Source organism: Corallococcus interemptor, assembly GCF_003668875.1.
Lineage (GTDB): Bacteria > Myxococcota > Myxococcia > Myxococcales > Myxococcaceae > Corallococcus > Corallococcus interemptor.
The window spans coordinates 1-17,097 of the sequence record NZ_RAWM01000167.1; the positions used below are offsets into that span (position 1 = coordinate 1).

At 67.7% G+C, this 17,097-nt stretch carries 13 protein-coding genes; 4 read left to right on the top strand and 9 right to left on the bottom strand.

The annotated features are described in order from the left end of the window. On the top strand, nucleotides 1-981 hold a 981-nt coding region (locus tag D7X96_RS35285), incomplete at its 5' end, for a site-2 protease family protein (RefSeq protein WP_147468476.1). Between the two features lie 47 nt (nucleotides 982-1,028). On the opposite strand, the gene D7X96_RS39735 is transcribed toward D7X96_RS35285, so the two are convergent. From D7X96_RS39735 to D7X96_RS35295, 5 genes are all read right to left on the bottom strand, one after another. Further along, complete coding sequence (locus D7X96_RS39735) at nucleotides 1,029-1,550, bottom strand: hypothetical protein (RefSeq protein WP_147468477.1); 522 nt, start codon at nucleotides 1,548-1,550, stop codon at nucleotides 1,029-1,031. Then, the gene (locus D7X96_RS39740) at nucleotides 1,547-2,482 is read right to left on the bottom strand and encodes a hypothetical protein (protein ID WP_147468478.1); all 936 of its coding nucleotides are present in this window, start codon (nucleotides 2,480-2,482) and stop codon (nucleotides 1,547-1,549) included. Before D7X96_RS39740 ends, D7X96_RS39735 begins: the two co-directional genes overlap by 4 nt. Before the next feature lie 1,007 nt (nucleotides 2,483-3,489). Continuing rightward, nucleotides 3,490-4,809 carry a hypothetical protein gene (locus D7X96_RS39745; RefSeq protein WP_147468479.1) on the bottom strand — a complete coding sequence of 440 codons (1,320 nt, stop codon included), beginning with the start codon at nucleotides 4,807-4,809 and terminating at the stop codon, nucleotides 3,490-3,492. 23 nt (nucleotides 4,810-4,832) lie between these two features. Continuing rightward, a complete protein-coding gene (locus D7X96_RS35290; RefSeq protein ID WP_121771723.1) occupies nucleotides 4,833-6,212 on the bottom strand; it encodes a hypothetical protein in 1,380 nt (459 codons plus the stop codon). Nucleotides 6,213-6,288: 76 nt separating this feature from the next. Continuing rightward, nucleotides 6,289-6,654, bottom strand: a complete 366-nt coding sequence (locus tag D7X96_RS35295) for a hypothetical protein (protein ID WP_121771724.1) — start codon at nucleotides 6,652-6,654, stop codon at nucleotides 6,289-6,291. Between the two features lie 425 nt (nucleotides 6,655-7,079). Between D7X96_RS35295 and D7X96_RS35300 the strand changes: the two genes are divergently transcribed. The 3 genes from D7X96_RS35300 (at nucleotide 7,080) to D7X96_RS35310 (ending at nucleotide 10,395) form a co-directional block, all read left to right on the top strand. Continuing rightward, nucleotides 7,080-8,075: a class I SAM-dependent methyltransferase gene (locus D7X96_RS35300; RefSeq protein WP_120552743.1), complete on the top strand. Its 996-nt coding sequence runs from the start codon at nucleotides 7,080-7,082 to the stop codon at nucleotides 8,073-8,075. A gap of 95 nt (nucleotides 8,076-8,170) precedes the next feature. Further along, entirely contained in the window at nucleotides 8,171-8,983 is an 813-nt protein-coding gene (locus D7X96_RS35305) for a hypothetical protein (protein ID WP_121771725.1), read from the top strand. A 44-nt stretch (nucleotides 8,984-9,027) separates the two neighbouring features. Then, nucleotides 9,028-10,395, top strand: a complete 1,368-nt coding sequence (locus tag D7X96_RS35310; RefSeq protein WP_121771726.1) for a WS/DGAT/MGAT family O-acyltransferase — start codon at nucleotides 9,028-9,030, stop codon at nucleotides 10,393-10,395. Nucleotides 10,396-10,400: 5 nt separating this feature from the next. On the opposite strand, the gene D7X96_RS35315 is transcribed toward D7X96_RS35310, so the two are convergent. The 4 genes from D7X96_RS35315 to D7X96_RS35330 form a co-directional block, all read right to left on the bottom strand. Continuing rightward, nucleotides 10,401-11,738, bottom strand: a complete 1,338-nt coding sequence (locus D7X96_RS35315) for an FAD-binding oxidoreductase (RefSeq protein ID WP_120552964.1) — start codon at nucleotides 11,736-11,738, stop codon at nucleotides 10,401-10,403. 182 nt (nucleotides 11,739-11,920) lie between these two features. After that, a complete protein-coding gene (locus D7X96_RS35320) occupies nucleotides 11,921-13,318 on the bottom strand; it encodes a sigma-54-dependent transcriptional regulator (protein WP_121771727.1) in 1,398 nt (465 codons plus the stop codon). Next, complete coding sequence (locus D7X96_RS35325) at nucleotides 13,315-14,847, bottom strand: sensor histidine kinase (protein ID WP_121771728.1); 1,533 nt, start codon at nucleotides 14,845-14,847, stop codon at nucleotides 13,315-13,317. The genes D7X96_RS35320 and D7X96_RS35325 overlap by 4 nt, the downstream gene beginning before the upstream one ends. 16 nt (nucleotides 14,848-14,863) lie before the next feature. After that, nucleotides 14,864-17,097 (bottom strand): FrgA protein (locus D7X96_RS35330; RefSeq protein ID WP_208647429.1); only part of this gene is annotated, 2,234 nt, incomplete at its 5' end.

Consider the following 17,097-nt stretch of genomic DNA (forward strand, 5'->3'; position numbering starts at 1 on the left):
GAGCGTGTGCGCCATCTCGTGCAGCAGCACGGGTTCTTGTCCGTGCTGCTGCACGAGATGGCGCACACGCTCTATGCACTGCGGCATGGCGGCGAGGTGCACGGCATCACGCTGATGATCGTCGGAGGCGTGTCAGAGCTGGCGGAGGTGCCCAGGCGTCCCCGGGACGAGGCCGTGATGGCGCTGGTGGGGCCGCTGACGAGCCTGGGGCTGGCGGCGGTGCTGGGCGTGCTGACGTGGGGGATGCACGGCCTGGGCTTGTTCCAGTTGCAGTTCGCGCTCTTCACGCTGGCGATGCTCAACGTGGTGCTGGGGGGCTTCAACCTGTTGCCAGCGTTCCCCATGGACGGGGGGCGCATCGTGCGGGCGGCGCTGACGCCCCGGTTGGGGCTGGTGCGGGCGACGCAGGTGGCGGCGGGGTTGGGGCGGGTGTTCGCGGTGGCGTTCGGCGTGTGGGGCCTGGTGACGCTGAACCCGTTCACGCTGGTGGTGGCCTTCTTCGTGCTGATGGGCGCGGAAGGGGAGGCGCGGCAGGTGCGGATGAAGGCGCTGCTGGAGCGCGTGGACGTGGAGGCGCTGATGACGCCGCGGATGGTGGGCGTGGACCTGGACCTGTCCATGCAGGACGCGCACTGGGCGCTCCGGCACGAGCACGTGAGCATGCTGCCGGTGACGAGCGCGGGGCGGCCGGTGGGGCATGTGACGTGGGCGGCGGCGCAGGCGGTGCCGGAGGTGCAGCGCGCGAGCTTCGTGGTGCGCGACGCGATGGAGGACGGCGTGGTGGCGGAGCTGCGCGAGGACGGGTGGAAGGTGCTGCGGAGGATGGCGGAGGCGCGCGTGCCCATGGCCGCGGTGGTGGACGAGGACGGACTGCTGGCGGGGACGCTGGATTGGAATGACATCCAGCGGGGCCTGGCGCGGGCGGAGGAGGCGGAGCGCCAGCGGTCGCGGGCGGGGTGGCCCCGGGAGCGGACGGTTTAAGAACCCTTGTGACTAATGTTCGTCGTGTTACTTGGCTTGTGAGTGCTCTACCCGGTTTGATCCTCTTGAGGATTCTCTGATTTTCTATACTCCTCCTCAAGACATTCAAACCATGTGTCTAGGTTGCCCTTGATCTCGCGTAATGACATGGCGAGCAGAACAACTGCAAATGTTGCAAGAGAAGCGCAGCCTGCGGCCGACCACCATCGGGGAAACAATCCCAATGTGAGTTGCGATACGGAGGTCGCAATGCATGCCAGGATTGAATAGTAGAGCAGGTGGCTGAGGTTGATTAGTGGGTTGTAAAGATCTGTTTTTAAGAGCGTCTGCCTCCGCTTATGTCTGGTTCGATATGCTTTGTTGTCGTATAGGCCCTCTTTCATTTTCACGACAACGAATGTTTTTAATGAAAGGAGAAATCCTCCGAGAGTGAGAAATCCCGAGAATAGACTGCCTCTCATATTCTTTGAATAGAAGTCGTAGACGTCAATGTGTGCTAGCTGGATGGCGAGTGCGGACAGAAACGCAAGGAGGCTGGCGAGCGCCGCTATTGAGAGGGTGGGTTTCATGGGGTAGGGGCATCAAATACGTCTCGTTGTTGACCTATTGTCTTGAGCATGCGCTTGATCATGTCGGACTTGTCGAAGTCTTCCAGATCGAAACGCATTTCTCTGGCGATGTCGTCGAATTCGTAGTCTCCAAATGAGCTGAAATTGTTTGTCAGTTTGAGAATCCGTTCCTCTCCGGTGGCGTCTTCGCCAGTAATGCTCCCTTTGTCTGGATTTTGAGCCTCGACGATTTGCAATATCCCTCTTCTGAGGCGGTTGATGGGGCCTTGCTCTTGGTCGAATGAGAGCTTGAACTTTCTTTTCTTGATGAAGTTCTGAACGGGTTGGAACATTTGAGGATCGGCCTCGACCACTGCGAGGTCGAATTCAAAGCTCTTTATTTTTTCCAGTTCGTTAATAAGCTCGTCGAGTTCGCCTGGACGAACCATTTGTTGTGAAGCCAGGGAACCTTTGAAGTCTTTACGGATTGCGCGCTTTTGGCTTTCAGCGATTGTGTCACCGCCTGCTTCTTGGATTTTTTCGGAAATTTTCCGGTCTCTAAGGTCCTCGTAAATCTTGCTGCAGAAGCTAGTGAAACGGCTCAATGCGCAAGAATTGAAATAGTGCTGGTAGAGGCCTCTTCCAGTTTTGTGGTTTATGATGAAGTAATTGAAGTCAATTAGATTTCTCCCTTCTTCGATTTCTCGAACGGATATGGAGAAGGTTTTCCCGTTCCTCTGCAGCTCGCAATACCTTCGCTGGTCTTTGATTGTTAGAAGAAGGCCGACTTGGTACTTTTCGCCGCTTGATGTTTTGGTCTTGGAGTAGATGATTCGATTGTAGCCTGCAATTCCCTCTGTTCGCCCCGTCTGTGTTTGAAGTTCGTTGATGAATTCGTCCAGTGTTATTCCCTGTCCGCAGTCCAAGCTGAACCCGAATAGTCGAACGAGCATGGTGTCTTCCCTCCCCCGTTGTGCCCCTGGTTGTGAATTTCGGGGGTGGGAGGAACCTTAGCTGCGTATTGTGTAGACCAGCAACGATTTGGTGCGAATGCGCGCTTGGTTTGGGTCCAGAAGTACCCGGTCTCTTGTTCACGCTGATGTTGTTCATGGCCGACAATGTACCAATACGATCTGACGGTTCTCGTAATCACCTGATTTTATTGGACTATCTATCTCGCTGGTGGTGGGTAGATGTGGGATGGGCAGGTGCCTGACGTCACTCTTAGGAGGGATGGCGAAGTCATTGCTTGTGATTGGATGCTCGGTCGGCGGTTAGATTTCGCTGGCGAGGGCATTGGCAGCTAGGCCTCCAGCCGGGCCCACTGGCTGCCCATACAGCCCAATCACATCGAACAGTTCGAGTTCCACCTGAAGCGCGCATGAAGACAGTACAGTTAGAGTACCAGTGCCACTTCCAGGGCATCGGTGATTCAAGGGGGAGCTGTGCGAGGGCGTGCCGTGCGTGACATAGGGGAAGTCACGGCGCCTGGAGTCCTTCGGCATCCGGCTACGCGGCGAAGGGACGCGCCTATACACGGTGCGCTACTGGTGCATGGTGGAGCGCCCCATTGGTCCGCTCTCGGACGGCGCGATGTGCGGCACCGCAGGTGAGAGCCGCAATCTTCTGGGCATGCACGTGGAAATGGTACGGAAATAATCTGCAAGGCACGCAGGGGACACGACGGTCCGCCCTGGGGGCGGAGTGGGCCGTTCGGCGTTCAGGACCTCTAAATAAGACAAATCATGAGCTGACTGCGGCTGGCATCCTGAAAGTGGGTGACATTTACCGATGCGCTCGTTGCATGTTCGGTGCAGATGGTTTCTTGATGGGCCGGATATGCTCCATCACCCAATTATCGCCGCAAACATCTGGCTTCCCCCTTTCTGCCCTGATGGTCCAGACGTGCAGTGTTGGCCTTGTGCCGTCGGGGATATGCTGGCTGCGTTGAGAGGCTTTGTTAGTGCTTCTTCTTTAGGTGCTGAATGCCTTTGCGATCGAGCTGGACTTTTGTGCCTCCTGGAACCTCGATTGACGCCCCAGACGATGCGCCGAAAATAGCAGAGGCGAGTTGATCTGCTGGGTGCAACGGTTCTTCGTTGGTTTTCGCCTCTTCAACAAATAGTCCATTGGTGAGCCGGGACAGAAGTTCTGAGGGGATTTCGGTACCCTTCTCTTCTTTCCATTCAAGGGCCATTTCAACAACCCAGCTGGCGCGGTCGAGATCGAGGTCAAATCGTTTTTGGCGAAATTCTTCGTCAGCATGAGCCTGGAACCAACGATTGTTCCAACGGATGAAGAATACGGATGTGCTCGCGAATGCTATTGCGAATGTGACATGTTTAATTATTGTTGCTATGATTTCGTGTGTGGATAGTCCGTCTTTGGTTGTGAGTTGAACGAAGCCAACGTAGGAGTAGGTGGTTAGGCCGATAAAGAACGACAAGAGCAGGAATAGGGTGAAGATGAAAATAGGCCATCGAAGCCTTTGGGTTCCAGAGGTGAGTTGGAATCGCTCGTTTCTTTTGCTTAGTTCTTCTTTTAGATCTTGACGCAATTTGCGGCGCGCATGCGTGCTCTTGCTGTTGTCGATTTCTTTGGTGCGCGCTTCGAGTTCTTGGCGTTTTCTTTCTATTTCCTGTTCGCGCTGTGAGAGTTCTTCGTTCAACTGCTTTGTCCGTTGTGCGTGAGCCTCCTCCAGTTCCTTTGTATGCTGTCGGAACTCTTCCTCAAGTCTATGCCGGACGTGGCGTGCGTCTTCGGTGAGTTGAGTAGATACTCGGTCGAGAGTAGCTTCAATCCGCGCGATCCCTGTTTCTCTGAGTTCGTAATACTTATTGAGTTCGGGCGCTAAGATGGAACGCAAGCCCTTGGTCGTAAGATACTCTGGGGATTGAAGGTTTTCTCGGATTTGCTTTATCGTCTTGATGACTTGTGTGCGGCTCGGATCGGCAATGTGGCTGTGGGGGTTGCCAAATCTGACATGGAGGGAGTCTGTTGGGGTGTTGAGTTGCCGGGTTATGAGTAGTGAAAGCGTGGTTGTTGTTTGTATGGTGAAATTTATTATCGAGTATGAGTCGAGACTGAGTATCTCGCGTATTTCCGGGGGATAGGGGTCGTCGAGTTTAGAGAGCTGGATTTGGTTTCCGCCAAACTCCATGGTTAGATGTATCGAGTGGATGTTTATTTCATTGTTTTTGAATATGGATTGTATGGTTTCGAGAATCTTCTTGTCGGTGGTTTTTGATATTGTTATTGCTAGATCTGAGTAATTTGCCATTGTGTTTTGTTTTTTTGGCGGGGTTAGTTTTTGTCAGGCAGTGACCAGTTCATCTGGAACCGGTGTGAGCCATTGGCAGCGCTGTCCAGCCAGCCGGTGATGCTGTCGCTCTTCGCGAGCAGGGGACCCAGTTCCGTGCTCGCTCCGAAGAACGCGGCCAGGCGTTCGTCGCCCATCACGTCCATCAGCGACACCTGGGACAGGCCGCGCGCGACCTTCTTCGGATCCAGCGTGAACTCCACCGCGCGCTTCAGCGGGCCGCCCTTCTCCGGCAGCGCCGCGAGCATCGTCTGCGTCACCGTGGAGTCGTTGCCGAACACCAGCTGCTTGCCCTTCTGCCGCACGTAGACGCTGCCGCCCTTCGCCTCCAGCGCGTAGCCGTCCTCCAGCGCCTTCGCGCCGGGGAACTTCGCCAGCGGGGCCAGCGCCGCCTTCACCGCCGCCGCGTCCGTCACCTCCGCCGCCAGCGCCTGCTTCGCCGCGAAGAAGCGCACCTCCGGCTTGCGCAGCGAACCCTTCACCGCCACCGAGTCCACCCCGAACAACACCTGCCCCGTCAGCTGCTTCGCCAGCGCGTCCGTCACCGCCTTCACGTCCGCCGCCGGGCACGCGGGACACACCGTGCGCACCGCGTCCGCCACGGACTCCACCGCCTGCGCCACGCCCGTCGGCGCCACCTGCGCGCGTGCGAAGAGCAGGCCCGCGGGCGTCATGGCGCCATAGGGACTGGTGCCCCTGGCCTGGAAGGGCGGCAGGGGCAGCTTCGCCGCCGTGCCCTCCACCGTCAGCCCCGTCGCCGTGCCGTCCAACGCCAGCACGCCGTCCTTCGTGGACACGTACAGCGCGCCCGGCACCGTGGCCATCCTCGCGTCCGCGGCCGGCGCCTTCTGCGCCACCAGCTTCGCGGCCTCCTTGCGGAGCGCGTCGTCCGCGTCCGTGCTCAGGAAGGCGCACGCCTCCTGCCCCTTGAGCACGTAGCCCCCGAAGCCTCCCGTCGCGCTGGGCGCCCGCAGCGTCGTCACGCCCTTCACCGTGCCCGCCTTCACGTCGCCGTTGCGCGCGAGCACGTTCGCCGTGGCCTCCTGGAACACCTTCACGTCCTTCACCCGCGTGCACGCGATGCGGCCGTCCTGGCGCATGGACACGGACAGCGGGCCCGTCACGTCGATGCCCATCGCCTCCATCGCCTCGGGCTTCCCCAGGTCCAGGGGCAGGATGGGATGCAGCTCGCCGCGCCACGCCTCCGGGTTCAACATCTGCGAGGACGCCCCCGCCCGCGTGAAGAACGCGTTCAACCCCTGGACCTGGTCCAGCCGAGGGATGTGGAGGACCGTCACCGTCGAAGCGGCGACGCGAGGCGCGGGTGCGGCCGCCAGCGTGGCGGCAAGGGCGAGGGCGAGCATGCCCCCACCTGAAAGCGCCCCACCGCCCCTGTCAAGGCACTCCCTCCCGGGACGCCCACCACCAACGTCCGGACGCCTACGCCGGCAGACGCCCCGTGTTGGCCCAGTCCATCATCCGCTCCGCCAGCTCCTCCGCGTCGCGGCGCAGGCAGGCCAGCTGCAGCACCTCGTCGTCCGTGCGCGCCAGCGCCATGCGCACCCGCAGGCCGTCCACGAACCGCAGCACCTGCCCGATGCTCAGCGACGCCGGGTCCTCCAGCGACGCCGCGAACCCCGCCACCTCCGCCTCCGCCGCGCAGCCCTCCGCCAGCAGCGCCGCCACCAGCGCGGACCGCGACACCTGGTGCTCGCGCGCCCTCGGGTCGTGGGGCTGGGGCTGACGCCGCGCACCTGGACCCGGGGCCGCCACCGGCGCTGGCTCGACCTGCGTCCGCGATTCCATCGCTCGCATCATTCGTGCCCCCTCTTCCAGCGCGTCCGGAGTCCTTCCTCGGGCGTGACCGGCGGCCTTCCTCCCGCCCCTGGGCAGGGCTCGTGGATGGATGGCTTTCCGGAATAGACGCCTTCCGCCGGTTTTCTTGTCCGCCTCGAGGGAAACCTGGCTCGCCATGCGGACACCCTCCTGCAGGTGGGAATGCCTCTGCCGGGAGTCCCGGTGTCTTCCTGCTTTGAGTGATTGTCGCGAGGCGGCACGCGTGGCTCGCGACTTCGGTGCGGGGGCGGATGTTCAGCGTGGAACAGTGCGTCACCCTGGGGACGGATTGGGTGGACCCCGGATTTCCCGCATTGTTCGGTGTCCGGGTTCCGGCGGACGAGGTTGTCGGCCGCGTTTTTGCCGGGACCGTCACGGCCTTCCGGGGGGAAGCCATGCCGAACCTGCTCGACCTGCCACGTCAGGCGTTGATGGACCTGCGCTCGCGTCTCAGCCACCTGCCGCTCGTGTCCCAACTGCACCGCCGGCACGCGCCCAACAGCCTGGCCCTGTCCAGTCCCACCCCGCAGGACTCCATGCTGGCGGACCCGCAGCGCGTGGAGGTGTGGCGCCGCGCGGTGGAGCGCTACGTGCGCCCCAACCAGGTGGTGGTGGACGTGAAGGCCGGCACCGGCCTGCGCACCTTCCTGGCCGCGCACCAGCACCCGCGCAAGCTGTACGCGGTGGATGACTCGCGGCTTCTGGACACCACGCAGTGGGTGGCCCGCCGCAACGGCCTGGACCGCATCGACTTCGTGCGCGAGCCCACCTGGCACTTCCAGCCGCAGGAGAAGGCGGACGTGCTGCTGCATGAGTTGCTGGGAGATGCGCTGCTCGACGCGGGGCTCGTTCCCCGGATGCTGGACTTGCGCTCGCGGCTGCTCAAGCCCGGCGGCCGCATCCTCCCCAACCGCTTCGAGGTCTTCGTGGAGCCCGTGCAATTGCGCGAGGAGGCGTGCGTCCCGTTCATCTGGACGCAGCACCTGCCGCACGTGGACTTCCGCTGCCTCCAGTCGCTGCGCGAGGCGATGAGCCCGTCGTACTTCACGCGGCTGGTGCGCTCGTACGAGGTGGACCACCTCCTGTGCGAGCCGGAGCCCGCGTTCGGCTTCGACCTGGAGACGATGCGCGCGGAGGGGCTGCCCTCGCGCGTGCGCATCCAGCGGCCGGTGGAGGAGGACGGGCGGGTGGATGGCTTCTGCCTCTTCTACAAGGTCGCCTTCGACGCGGAGCTGGCCTTCGACGTGTCCCCGATGCGCGAGCGCAACACCACGGCCATGACGCTGTTGCGCGTGGAGCCGCGCGAGTTCAGCCGCTACGACACGCTGGAGTTCGAGCTGGAGCTGCCCAACCCGTCCGACCCGCGCACCTGGCGGTGGCAGTTCACCTGACGGCAGTGACGGGGCCTGGAGTGACGCCCGGTGGACAGCCATCCTGCCGCCGGGTGTCGCCGTGGGTGGGCGCACTGCCTAGCTTGCACTTGCGCATGCGACCGTTCCGACTGCTCGTCCTGCTTCTCGTCTCCGGCTTCTCGCTGCCCGCCGCGGCCCAGGCGCCTCGCACCGTGGCGGGCGTGTGTGGCCGCACCAACTGGGTCTGTGTGTCGGAGTGCATCGACGCGGAGTGCGTCGACCAGTGCATGCGCGAGGGCTGCGAGGACGCGCTCAAGCGGCTGAAGGCCTGCACCAGCAAGGCGGCCTGCGCGCCGGATGACTCCGCGTGCGCGGCGAAGTCGTGCGGCCTCACCTGCGAGAAGTCCTTCGAGCCCGCGCCCAAGAGCCCGGAGAAGCTGGTCACCCACCCCTGCGAGGGCGACAAGGCCCCGAAGGGCACGGCGGTCCCCAAGGAGCTGGTGGGCACGTGGGTGCTGTCCGCGGCGAGCATCCCGGACACGGAGGATGGCAAGGAAGAACGCATCGACGTGCAGCCCCGGTCCGACTACGCGCGGTCGCTGCAGGTGACGCCGGACGGGTGCTTCGTGATGCGCACGAAGCTGGATGACGCGACGCTCGGGCGCGGCAGCACGCTGGATGTGCGCGCGTGGGGCCGGCTGGAGGCGTCGGAGGCGAAGGACAAGAAGCACCTGGCGCTGCGCACGCAGGACGGCCAGGCGGTGGGCCCGGTGTGCGGCAAGCCGCGCGTGGTGCCGCTGTCCAAGGGGCGCTTCAAGGGCGGCGAGTTCACCTATGTGATTGAGGAGAAGGACTCGCTCATCCTCACGGTGCCGGGCCCCACCCGGCAGACGTTCCAGTTCGAGCGAGAGAAGCAGGAGGCGCCGGAGCCGCCACCCAAACCCTGAGGAGGACCTTGCCCCCGAGCAGGCGCACGGGTGAGAAGGACGCCATGGCAGGTCGCGAGCGGATGGCGAGCATTGACGCGGCGTGGCTCCAGATGGAGGAGCCCGCGAACCTGATGATGATCACCGCGGTGCTGTGGTTCGACGGCGCCATGGACCTGGAGCGCCTGCGCGCGGTGGTGCACGAGCGGCTGGTGGAGCGCTACCCGCGCTTCCGGCAGCGCGTGGTGCCCGGGCCGCTGGGCACGCTGTCCTGGGAGGACGCGCCGGACTTCGAGCTGGACGAACACCTGTCCACGCTGCGCGTGCCGGAGTCCGCGGGGCACGCGGGGCTGGAGGCGCTCGTCGGGGACTGGCTGGGCGTGCCGCTGGAGCGCTCGCGTCCGCTGTGGCACTTCCACCTCGTGCGGGGCGGGCCGGGCGGGGACGTGCTGCTCGCGCGGCTGCACCACTGCATCGCGGACGGCATCGCGCTCGCGCGGGTGCTGCTGTCGCTCACGGACTCCGTGGACGCGGACGGGGCGGCCGAGCACACGGAGGAGGCGCGTGAAGTCACTCCGGCCGGGGAGACGCGGCCGGGCTGGATGCGTTTCGCCCGGGGGGCCCGCTCGGCGCTGCGCAAGGGCGCGGAGCTGGTGCGGGAGCCCATCCTCGCGGGCGACCTCATGCGCGAGGGCGCGAAGGGCGCGGCGACGCTGGGCAAGCTGCTCGCGCTGCCTCCGGATCCCCGCTCTCCGCTTCGCGGGCCGCTGGGCCAGAGGAAGGTCGCCGCGTGGTCGGAGCCCATCGAGCTGGAGCGGGTGAAGGCCGTGGGCCACACCCTGGGCGGCACGGTGAACGACGTGCTGCTCACGGCGGTGACGGGCTCGCTGCGGCGCTACCTGGCCTCGCGGGACGCGCCGCTGGAGGACGTGCACGCGCTGGTGCCGGTGAACCTGCGGCCGCTGGACGTGCCGGTGCCTCGCGAGCTGGGCAACCGCTTCGGCGTGGTGTTCCTGCGGCTCCCCATCCACCTGGCGGACCCGCGCCGCCGGCTTCGCGAAGTGGCGAAGCGGATGGCGCACCTCAAGCGCTCGCCGGAGGCGGTGCTGATGTCCAGCATGCTGGGTTTCCTGGGCCGCACGCCCGCCGCGCTGGAGCGCGCCGTCGTGGACGTGCTTGGCACCAAGGCGTCGCTCGTCGCCACCAACGTGCCGGGGCCGCGTCAGCCGGTGTCGCTCGCGGGCAGCCGGATGAAGGGGCTCACGTTCTGGGTCCCCCAGGCCGGGCACGTGGGCCTGGGGGTCAGCCTCTTCAGCTACGCGGGACAGGTGACCGTGGGCGTGGCTGCGGATGCGTCACGCGTGCCGGACCCGGGGGCCCTCGTCGCCGCGTTCCAGGAGGAACTGGACGCGCTGGCGACGCTGCCCCCCTGAAGGCCCTACTTCGCGAAGAGCTTGTGCGGGTCGTACTTGCCGCGCACTTCCTTGAGCTTCGCGCGGATGGCCTCCGGCCACGCGCTGTCGAAGTGCGCCGCGTCGCGGACCTTGCCCATGAAGTTGATGGTCATGTCCGGCGACAGCCAGGGCTTGAGCTCCGCGCGCAGGCCCTCGGTGGCGCCGGGCAGCACCGTCTCGAAGAGCGGCGGGTGCATGCCCACCAGTCCGATGATGAAGTTGCCGGTGCGGCCGCCCACCGCCGAGCCGCCCGCCACGTCCTTCCAGCTGGCGCCGCCCAGGTGGCGGATCTCCAGCATGAAGTACGGCGTCTGCACGCCCGCGCCCACGTGGCGCAGCACCGTGGTGGCGAAGTCCTGGTCCACGTGGGTCAGCATCATGCCGCTGGTCCACACGGGGCTGGGCTGATCCGGATCATTGTGGATGCGCGCCATCTGGGCCGCGGGCAGCTCGCCCAGCATGTCCAGGTAGAGCGGGGCCAGCGCGCGCAGCGGGGCCGCGAACTTCGCGCCCTCCTCGGCGGCGCCCGGGTATGCGAAGCGCAGGTTGATGACCGTGCGGCCGCGCAGCGGGGGCGGGATGAAGTCGAAGGGCGGGAAGCGCATCACGGCGATGCTGGTGGACACGCGCGCGTCCGCCTCCGCCGTCCACTTCACCCAGCCGCGCAGCACGGCCTCGATGTGCTGCTCCTCGAAGAAGAGGCTGCCCGCGTAGAGCGAGCGCATCTCCACGAGCTTGAGCTTCACCTCCGTCACGATGCCGAAGCCGCCCTTGCCGCCGCGCAGGGCCCAGAACAGGTCCGGGTGGTGCTCGGCGCTGGCCTCCACCGTCTCACCGTCACAGGTGACGAGCTTGTAGCCGACGACATAGTCGGAGCTGACGCCGTGGCTGCGCACCAGGGGCCCCAGGCCTCCGCCCAGCAGGTAGCCCACCACGCCCACGTTGGTGGACGAGCCGGCGACGGGCGCTAGGCCGTGCCTGGCGGCCTCCGCGATGACGGGCTCCCAGCGCGCGCCCGCGCCCACGGTGGCGGTGCGCGTCGCGGGGTCGATGCTCACGTGGTTCAGCGCCTTCGTGGAGATGAGCACGCCGGAGGTGATGGGCGCGTACGTCCCGTGCCCCGTGGCCTGCACCGACACGGGCAGATGGTTCTCCCGCGCGAAGCGGATGGTCTCCGCCACGTCCTGCGTGGACTTCACCGCCACCACGTACTGCGGCGCGTGCTGGACCAGCACGTTGAAGCCGGCGGCCTCCGGGGCATAGCCCGCGTCGTTGGGGGTGTAGACGGGGCCGCTCACGCGGCCGGCGAGGGTCTGGGTCATGGGGCGTTGCTCCTTCGTGTCAGCCAGCCCTCTGGGGGCCGGGAGGGGGACTCGGGTGCACTGCGGTGCCGCGTCGAGGGAGTACGAGCGCGAAGCAGCATAAACCTGGAAGTCCGGTTCGTACACGGAACGGCCGTGTGAAAACACGGCCCGGTTTCCCGAGGGTCGGCCCCCCGCCACCCCTACAACAGGCCGTGCTCCTCCAGCTTGTTGTAGAGCGTGCGCCGGCTCACCCCCAGCAGCCGCGCCGCCAGCGTGCGGTTGTCACCCGAGCGCTTCAGCGCGTCCACCAGCGCTTCCTTCTCCACGTCCTTGCGACGTGACTCCAGCGTGACGGAGTCGGACGCGGGCGGAGGCAGGGGCGCGGCGGCCGCGGGCGGCGGCGGCGTGAGTCCCGGCTGGCGGGCGAGCTCGCGCGCCACGTCCGCGCCGCCGAGCACGGGCCCGTCGGAGAGCACCACCAGGCGCTCCAGGAAGTTCTGCAGCTGGCGCACGTTGCCGGGCCACGGCTGGGCCTGGAGCGCGCGCAGGCCGTCCTCGCTCAGGGTGAAGGGAGGGCGGCCGTTGCTCTTCGCGTGCACGTCCAGGAAGTGGCGGGCGAGGGGCCCGATGTCCTCCGGCCGCTCGCGCAGCGTGGGCAGCCAGAGGGGCACCACGTTGAGCCGGTAGAAGAGGTCCTCGCGGAAGGTGCCCCGGCGCACGCCGTCCTCCAGCGGCTGGTGCGTGGCCGCGACGAAGCGCACGTCGACCTTCACGGTCTGCGTGCCGCCCAGCCGTTCGAACTCGCGCTCCTGGAGCACGCGCAGGAGCTTCACCTGCACGGCGGGGGACACGTCGCCAATCTCGTCGAGGAACAGCGTGCCGCCGTGCGCCAGCTCCACGCGGCCGGGCTTGCGCGTGGCCGCGCCGGTGAAGGCGCCCTTCTCGTAGCCGAACAGCTCGCTCTCCAGGAGCGTGTCCGGGAGCGCCGCGCAGTGCAGCTTCACGAAGGGGCCCGCGCGCCGGGGGCTGTTCTCGTGCAGGGCGCGCGCGGCCAGCTCCTTGCCGGTGCCGGACTCGCCCCGGAGCAGCACGGTGGCGGTGCCCTGGGCGGCCTTCACCAGCAGGGTCTTCACCTCCGCCATCGCGCGGCTTGCGCCCATGAGCAGGCTGTCCAGCCCGTCCGGTGCCTTGCCGGTGCCGCGCGTGGGCTCCGGATCCTGGCTCGCGTGGAGCAGGGCCTTCTTCAGGGAGAAGAGGAGCTCCTCGCGGTCGAAGGGCTTGAGCACGAAGTCCGCCGCGCCCGCCTTCATCGCCTCCACCGCGAGCGGCACCGTGCCGTGCGCGGTCATCAGCAGCACGGGCACGTCCGGCCAGCCGCGTCCCACCTCTGTCAGCAGCTCCATGCCGCTCATGCCCGGCATGCGCACGTCGCTCAGCACCACGTCGATGGGACGGCGCGCGAGCTGCGCCAGGGCGTCCTTCGCGTTGGAGGCGGGATGCGGGGTGAGGCCCGCCTGGGTGAGCAGCGCGCTCAAGACTTTGAGGAGCGCGGGATCATCGTCGACCACCAGGACGTGGCCCTTCAGTGCTTCGCTCACGCGGCTTCTCCCTCGGATGCCGGGGCCTGGGTGATGGGGACGGCCGGCAGGCGCAGGCGGAGGATGGTGCCACGGCCCTCGCCGCTCGTCAGGGACGCCGTGCCGCCGTGGGCTTCCGCCACGCGCCGCACGAAGGCCAGCCCCAGGCCGCTGCCCGTCGCCTTGGTGGTGAAGAAGTCGTCGAAGGCCCGCTCCCGCGTGCGCGCGTCCATGCCGCTGCCGGTGTCCTGCACCTCCACCACCACGGCGTCGCCGTCGCGCTGCGTGCGCACGGTGAGGGTGCCGCCCTCGGGCATGGCCTCGAAGGCGTTGCGGACCAGGTTCTCCAGCGCGTTGGCGAGCAGGTCTTCGTCGCCGGCGCACTCGGGCAGGTCAGGCGCGGGTTCCTTCTTGAGTTCGACCGCGCCGGGGGTCGCGAAGGCCTGGAGGGACAGGACGCCTTCGACCAGTCGGTTGAGGTCCAGCGGCCGGCGCAGCGGTTCGACGCGCGCGAGGCGCTGGTACGTGCCGGCCACCCGGTCCAGGCGCTCCACCTGCTCCAGGAGCAGGTCCAGGAAGTCCCCGTGCGCGTCCCAGGAGTGGCCGCGTGCGTGCTCTTCCTTGAGGTACTGCGCGGCGCCCTTGAGCGCGGCGATGGGGTTCTTCAGGTCGTGCGCCATCTGCGCGGAGAAGCGGCCCAGTGTGGCCAGTTGTTCCAGGCGCTCGCGCTGGGTGACGAAGGCGGTGACGCCCCGCCGGGCCGCGGCGAGCAGCGCGAAGGTGATGGCGGTGGTGCCCACGACGAGCGCCCCGGACTCAGCGGCGAAGGCGCGGAAGAGGGTGAGGTAGGCGAGCACGCCCACCAGCGCGAGGACGACGGCGTGCATCGCCGCGTTCGTGGCGCGAGCGTCCTTGCCGAAGAGCTGGAAGCGCAGCGACGCGGTGGCCATCACCGGCAGGCCGAGCAGGGTGCCCACGTTGCCCAGCTTCGGCACGGGCAGGGCCATGTCCGCCGCCAGGTCCGTGAGCAGCAGCGCGACGAGCAGGGTGATGCCCAGCAGCATGAGGCCGGCGCGCGCGCGTTCGTCCTGGGAGCCCGCGCGGCGCAGGTGGCGCGTGAGCAGCACGAAGCCCGTGGTGAGGATGGGGATGACGCCCACGGCGACCGCGAGCCCGAAGCCGAAGGTGTTGATGCGCTCCTCGAGCGCGGGCACGCCCATGGCGATGAGCATGGTCAGCGCGAGCGCGCCCATCACCGCGTAGGTGCCGTAGAGCACCCGGGCGGAGCGGCGGCGCCGGCCCACGAACGCGAGGATGAAGTGCACCGCGCAAGGCAGCGTCATCAGCGCCGCGGCGAAGCCCATCAAGCGCCAGCCGGTGTCTCCGCTGCGTGCCAGTCCGAACGCGGAGAAGTTCCAGGAGGACAGCGCGATGGACAGGAGCGACAGCGGCAGCGCGAGGGGGCTTCTGCCCACGCGGGCCAGCGCGATGCCCGCGAGGGCCAGCTGTCCCGCGCACGCCAGCAGGCTGAACCACATGGCGCCCGTCATCGCGCGCCTCCGGGGCTCAGAGCATGCCCAGCCGGCGGGCGTTGGCGGGGTCCACCGCCGCTGACTCCCAGCGCCGCACCGCGGCCTCGCGCTCCGCGTCGGGCGCGTCCGCGTAGTAGCCCAGCGTGTCGTGCAGGGCGCGGCTCAGCTCCTCGATGGCGGCGAGACGCACGTCCAGCTCGCGGTGGCGGAGCGCGGCCACCAGCCAGTCCGCTCTTCGGCGGCTGCGGTTCTCCGCCCACCACGCCGACCACTGGCGCGGCTGGAGGCCCAGCGTGGCGCGCGTGACTTCGCGCAGCGCTTCCGCCGCGGCCTGCGCGCACATCGCGTCGTCGCTGCCGGTGAGGTTGATGAGCCCTTCGATGGCGTCGCGATCGTGCAGCGTGCCCAGCGCCCGGGCCGCCAGTGAGCGGCGCAGCGCGTCCCGGCTGGCCAGCTCCTGGCGCAGGTCGCGCAGGGACGCGTCCAGGCGCGGCAGGTGCTTGAGCGCGGCGGCGGCGACTCGCGCGGCGCTGGAGATGTCCGGCTCCATGTCGAACAGACCGCGCAGCACTCCGTCCACCAGCTCCGCGTAGGGCAGGTTGCCCGCCGTGAGCAGCGCCAGGTAGCGCGTGTCCGCGTCGTTCGAATCCAGCAGCGGCGCCAGCGCCAAGGCCGCGGGACGGCCCAGCCGCGACAGGGCGGCGGGGATGGGACCCAGCTCGTCCGCTTCCGGCAGCTCCACCACCGGCAGGCGGCTCCAGGCCGTGGGGCCCGGGAAGTGCTGCGCGAGCACCCGGGCGCTGGCCTCCGGAGAACGCGCCAGCTCCGCGATGGCGCTGGAGCGCTGCGATGCGTCCGGGCCCGTGAGCCGGCGCAAGAGCGGCGTGAAGTCCGGGGGCGGCCGCTCTTCTGGCGACAGCACTCGTGGGGGCAGGGCGGCGGCGCGGCCCAGGTTGGCCACCCCGCCCCGGCCGAAGACCGGGTTCCACCCGAGCCCCGCGACCACGGCGGGCGCGGGCGCGGGCTGCACCGGAGCCGGGAAGCCGGGCACGTCCACGTCGATGCTGATGTCCTCTTCCGGCGCGCGCAGCTCCGACACGCGCTGCTTGCGGAAGAGGATGAGCTCCTGGAAGGCGGCCGGCAGGTCCTGGCAGAACAGGATGTAGTCGCTCAGGCGGCGCTGGCTCATCGGCTTCTGGCCGCAGTCGCCGTAGAGGATGGCCACGAGGCGGCCCTTCACCTCCACCGGGTACAGGAAGACGGTGCGCGGCGCCTGGCGTCCGAAGAGCTCCAGGTAGTGCCGCGTGAGCGCGTCCGGCGGCAGCGGGCCCGCGTAGCTGCCGCGCGTGACGGCGACGGTGCGGAAGACGCTGCTCGCGTCCAGCGGGATGGAGACCTGGGACAGGGCGGTCGCGTCCCAGCCCTCGCCGCGCGAATCCCAACCGCCCGCGGCGCCGCGCACGACGGCGAAGGCGGCCACGTAGTCGAACGTGCGGCGGCCAAAGCGCAGCGCCACGTCCAGCAGCTTGTCCAGGTCGCGCGTCGCCTCGCGCAGCGCGGAGCGGGCCTGGGGCAGCGTCCACTCCGGCACGGCGGCGTCCGGCGCACTGGCGGTACCCGGGACCGGCGCGGGCTCCGGCGCGCGAGGACGGTTCGCGCCCTGCGTGGCCGCGGGGTTGCTGAAGATGATGAACGACGGCTCACCCCGGGGCGCCGGGGGAACAGGCGGAGGGGTCGGCGTGCCGGGCTGGGCCGCGCGGGCCTGCTGCTCGGGAGCGGGAGGCCACACCGCGGGGCGGGCTCCCGTGGGCTGCGCGGGGGGAGCGGGGCGGTTCGCCGGGGCGGAGGCGCCCGCCGGAGCCTGGACGGTGGAGCCCGGTTGGCCGGGGCCCTGGGTCGTCCGCGCGGCCGGAGGAGTCCCCTGCGGCGCGGCCGGCCGTGCACCCTGTGCCGTCGCCGGCGCGGTGGGAGCCGGACCGCCGAAGCCCTGCGTCACGGGGCCCTGCTGCACGGGAGTTCCCTGGCGGCCCGCCGCGGGCGGCGGCGTGGCGAACGCACCGGGCGCGGCGGGGCGAGCCCCCTGCGGCGCGGCGGGCGTGTTCGCCTGAGCCTGAGCCACGGGCGACAGCACGGGGATGGGCTGCGGCTGCGGGAGGGGACGCTCTCCCGGGGGATGGAGCGTCGGCGGCGCGGCTCCACCCGCGGCGCCCTTGTTCGGCGCCTGCGCGGCGGGCTTGGCCGGCATGTTCAGCCGCAGGGGCTCACGCG